At 70.8% G+C, this 3,899-nt stretch carries 6 protein-coding genes; all 6 read left to right on the top strand.

The features are described from left to right. A partial coding sequence (locus G6027_RS08965; protein ID WP_182636869.1) for an alpha/beta hydrolase occupies positions 1-284 on the top strand: 284 nt, incomplete at its 5' end. Positions 285-308: 24 nt separating this feature from the next. After that, positions 309-521 (top strand): hypothetical protein, encoded by a 213-nt coding sequence (locus G6027_RS08960; RefSeq protein ID WP_182636868.1) that lies wholly within the window; start codon positions 309-311, stop codon positions 519-521. A gap of 369 nt (positions 522-890) precedes the next feature. Then, positions 891-1,076, top strand: a complete 186-nt coding sequence (locus G6027_RS08955) for a hypothetical protein (protein ID WP_182636867.1) — start codon at positions 891-893, stop codon at positions 1,074-1,076. Beyond that, entirely contained in the window at positions 1,073-1,174 is a 102-nt protein-coding gene (locus G6027_RS08950) for a potassium-transporting ATPase subunit F (protein WP_182636866.1), read from the top strand. The genes G6027_RS08955 and G6027_RS08950 overlap by 4 nt, the downstream gene beginning before the upstream one ends. Continuing rightward, the gene (kdpA, locus tag G6027_RS08945; protein WP_182636865.1) at positions 1,171-2,871 is read left to right on the top strand and encodes a potassium-transporting ATPase subunit KdpA; all 1,701 of its coding nucleotides are present in this window, start codon (positions 1,171-1,173) and stop codon (positions 2,869-2,871) included. The genes G6027_RS08950 and kdpA overlap by 4 nt, the downstream gene beginning before the upstream one ends. Before the next feature lie 5 nt (positions 2,872-2,876). Next, positions 2,877-3,899, top strand: a 1,023-nt coding sequence (locus G6027_RS08940) for an HAD-IC family P-type ATPase (protein WP_182636870.1), incomplete at its 3' end; no start/stop codon positions are given.

Raw genomic sequence — 3,899 nt, 5'->3', positions numbered from 1 at the left:
GCGCCGGGGCCCCACCGGTCGCCACGCCCGTAGAGGTCCGCAACGCCGGGCTCGCCACGGCGCCGCTGCTCGTCAACTCAGTGGGCGATCCGCAGACTCCCTACCGGGGGGCGCTCGCGCTGGCCGAACGCATGGGCGCGCACGTCCTCACCGTCGAGGGTGGCGACCACGGGCAGGTGGCCAAGGGGAACGCCATCGTCGACGACGCCGTGGTGGAGTACCTGCGCACGGGCCACACCGGCGTGACCCACGCGCCGGCCCCGCCGATGCCGGTGGCCGGGTAGAGCCGGGCGACGAGAGGAGGCGAAGTGCCAGGGAGAAAGTACGTCACAGAAACACTGAGCGCACTGTCGCGGCAGGGTGTCCGCGGTCTGGTCGGGGTGATGCTCGTGATCGCGGGAATCAGCTTGGGCAGCCAAGGTTTCGCTACGGCGGCAGCTGTGCTGCTCGCGGGGCTGGGCTGCGGAATGGCCGTGTTGATCATCATGGCGAGGGCATCGCTCGATCCTGGTTCCAAGTAGATATCCCAGGGTCACCTGTCGTCGCGCGGTCACTCCTGATCACGTTTTCCCAGGTGGGTTCTCCTGAAATCCGTCATCTGTGACCACTCGCCGAATGGGCTCGTCTGCAGCGGGCTCAGCCCCGGTCACCCGGGTGAGCGGACGCGGCCCTGCCGGACGGCACCCGCCGATCATGCGGCGCGCGCCACTGCTGGGGCCTCGGCCCGGCCACCGCCACTCGCTCCTCGTCAGGGAGGGATAAAGATCTCCGCGCGGGGCGTCAAGAGTCCGTAAATGCCACTTCCCGCCGGGGCGCGGGGGACGCAGGCTTCTCGGTGCAGTGTCGGCTCCCGCCACGCTGATCCCCGATCGAAAGTGACCGTGCCCGCGATGCTAGATATCGCCTATCTCGCGCTCATGCTGGCCTGCCTGGCCGGCTGCGTGTTCCTCGTCGACCGCCTCTCCCGGTCCGACGAGCCCGCCACCTCCCCCGGCGTCCCGTCGCCCGACACCGCGTCGCCCGACACCGGGTCACGCGACGCTCCGTCGGCCACCACCACGGGAGCCGACCGATGACCGTCGCGGGAGTCACCACCGTGGTCCTGCTGGTGGTGGCGGCGATGCTGTTGGCCTACCTGGTGCTCGCGCTGGTCGACCCGGAGCGGTTCTCATGAGCCCGGCGCTCGCAGCGGGCCTCCAGGTGGCCTGTCTCCTCGGGCTGCTGGCAGCGCTGTACATCCCGCTCGGCGACTACATGGCCCGGGTGTTCACCAGCGACCGCGACCTCGGGGTCGAACAACTCCTCTACCGGCTCGCCCGCGTGGACCCGCGCCGCGAGCAGTCCTGGCGCGTCTACGCCCTGGGCGTGCTCGCGTTCTCCGCCGTCAGCATGCTGGCCCTCTACGTGATCCAGCGCGTCCAGCACTGGCTGCCGTCGCTGGGAGCCACTCAGTCCGCGGTCGAACCGGCCATGGCGTTCAACACCGCCGTCTCCTTTGTCACCAACACCAACTGGCAGTCGTATACGCCGGAGGAGACCCTCACCAACCTCACGCAGATGGTCGGGCTGACGGTGCAGAACTTCGTCTCCGCCGCCGTCGGGATCGCCGTGGCGGTCGCGGTGGTCCGCGGGTTCTGCCGGGTCCGCAGCAGCGTGATCGGCAACTTCTGGGTGGACCTCACCCGCGCCGTGGTCCGGGTGCTGCTCCCCCTCGGACTGATCTCCGCCGCACTGTTCCTCACCCAGGGCATGATCCAGTCGTTCTCCGGCGGAGTGGCGGTGACTGCGCTCGACGGCACCGCGCAGCAGATCTCCACGGCACCGGTCGCCTCCCAGGAGGCGCTCAAGCTGCTCGGCACCAACGGCGGCGGCATACTCGGGGCCAACTCGGCGCACCCGTTCGAGAACCCCACCCCGCTGGCCAACCTGCTGTCGATCTTCGCTCTGCTGCTGATCCCGGTGGCGCTCACCCGGACGTTCGGCACCATGCTCGCCGAGTCAGGTGCGGGCAGCCGCCGGCACGGGCTGATGATCCTCGGCGTGATGGCCACCCTGTGGGGCGGCATGCTCGCGGTGGTCACCTGGGCCGAGTACAACGCCGCCGGCGTGGCCGCGCAGGCCGCGGGGATGCAGATGGAGGGCAAGGAGGTCCGCCACGGGATCCCCGCCTCGGTGCTGTTCGCGGTGTCCACCACGGGCACCTCCACCGGCGCGGTCGACTCGGCGCACGACAGCTACTCCGCTCTCGGTGGCGGGGCGCTGATCCTCAACATGCTGCTCGGTGAGATCGCCCCCGGCGGGGTCGGCACCGGTCTCTACGGGATCCTGGTGCTGTCCGTGCTCGCCGTGTTCGTGGGCGGATTGCTGGTGGGTCGGACCCCCGAGTTCGTGGGCAAGAAGATCGGCCGGCGCGAGATCACCTGCGCCAGCCTGTCGCTGCTGGTCATGCCCGTGTTGGTCCTCACCGGCGTCGCCGTCACGGCCGTGCTGCCGTCGGCACTCGACGCCCAGGGCAACGGCGGGCCCGCCGGATCGCCCAACTCGGCGCACGGACTCAGCGAGTACCTGTACGCCTTCGCCTCGGCGGCCAACAACAACGGCTCCGCGTTCGGCGGCCTCACGGTCACCGATCACTGGTTCCAGGCCGTCCTCGGGGTGTGCATGATCCTCGGTCGGTTCCTGCCGATCATCCTCGTCCTGGCCATGGCCGGCTCCCTCGCGGCGCAGAAGCGCAGCGAGCCCGGCCCGGGCACCCTGCCGACCCACGGACCGCTCTTCGGCGGCCTGCTGCTCGGCGTCATCCTCCTGGTGGCGGCGCTGACCTTCGTGCCCACGCTCGCCCTCGGACCTATCGCGGAGGCACTCCAGTGACCGCTCTGCTCGACACCCGGCAACTCGCCGCGGCCGCCCCCGGCGCGCTGCGCAAACTCGATCCACGGCACCAGGCCCGCAACCCCGTCCTGTTTGTGGTGTGGGTGGGGTCCCTCCTCACCACGGTGCTCGCGGTGCTGGACCCCACCGTGTTCAGCTGGTCCACGGCGGCCTGGTTGTGGGCCACCGTCCTCTTCGCCGGCATGGCCGAGTCGGTCGCCGAGGGACGCGGCACGGCGCAGGCGGACAGCCTGCGCAAGGTCACCACCGAGACCACCGCCAGGGTCCGACGCGGCCCCCACGAGACCCAGACCGTCCCCTCGACGGAGCTGGCCGTCGGGGATCTGGTCGAGGTCCTGGCCGGCGAGGTCATCCCCGGTGACGGCGACGTGGTCGAGGGCATCGCGACCGTCGACGAGTCGGCGATCACCGGGGAGTCCGCGCCCGTCGTGCGGGAGTCCGGCGGCGACCGTAGCGCCGTCACCGGCGGTACCGTGGTGCTCTCCGACCGGATCGTCGTCCGGATCTCCACCGCCCCGGGCGAGTCGTTCGTCGACCGGATGATCGCGCTGGTCGAGGGCGCCGAACGCAAGAAGACCCCCAACGAGATCGCGCTGAACATCCTCCTGGCGATGCTCACGATCGTCTTCCTGGTCGCGGTCCTCGCGCTCGGCCCGGTCGCTGCCTACTCTGGCGCCGAGATCGATCCGATCCGGCTCATCGCCCTGCTTGTCTGCCTCATCCCCACGACCATCGGCGCGCTGCTGTCCGCCATCGGCATCGCGGGCATGGACCGGCTGGTCCAGCACAACGTGCTGGCCACGTCGGGCCGCGCGGTCGAGGCCGCCGGCGACATCGATACCCTGCTGCTCGACAAGACCGGGACCATCACGTTCGGCTCCCGCCAGGCCACCTCCCTGGAACCGGCGACCGGCGCCTCGACGGCGGAGCTCGCCGCGGCCGCGAGGGCCTCGAGCCTGGCCGACGAGACCCCGGAGGGCCGGAGCATCGTGGAGCTCTGCGCCCGC

This window comes from Dietzia sp. SLG310A2-38A2 (assembly GCF_014145095.1).
Taxonomy (GTDB): Bacteria; Actinomycetota; Actinomycetes; order Mycobacteriales; family Mycobacteriaceae; genus Dietzia.
Note: the sequence above shows the minus strand (reverse complement) of the source record. Positions and strands in the feature narration are given on the sequence as shown.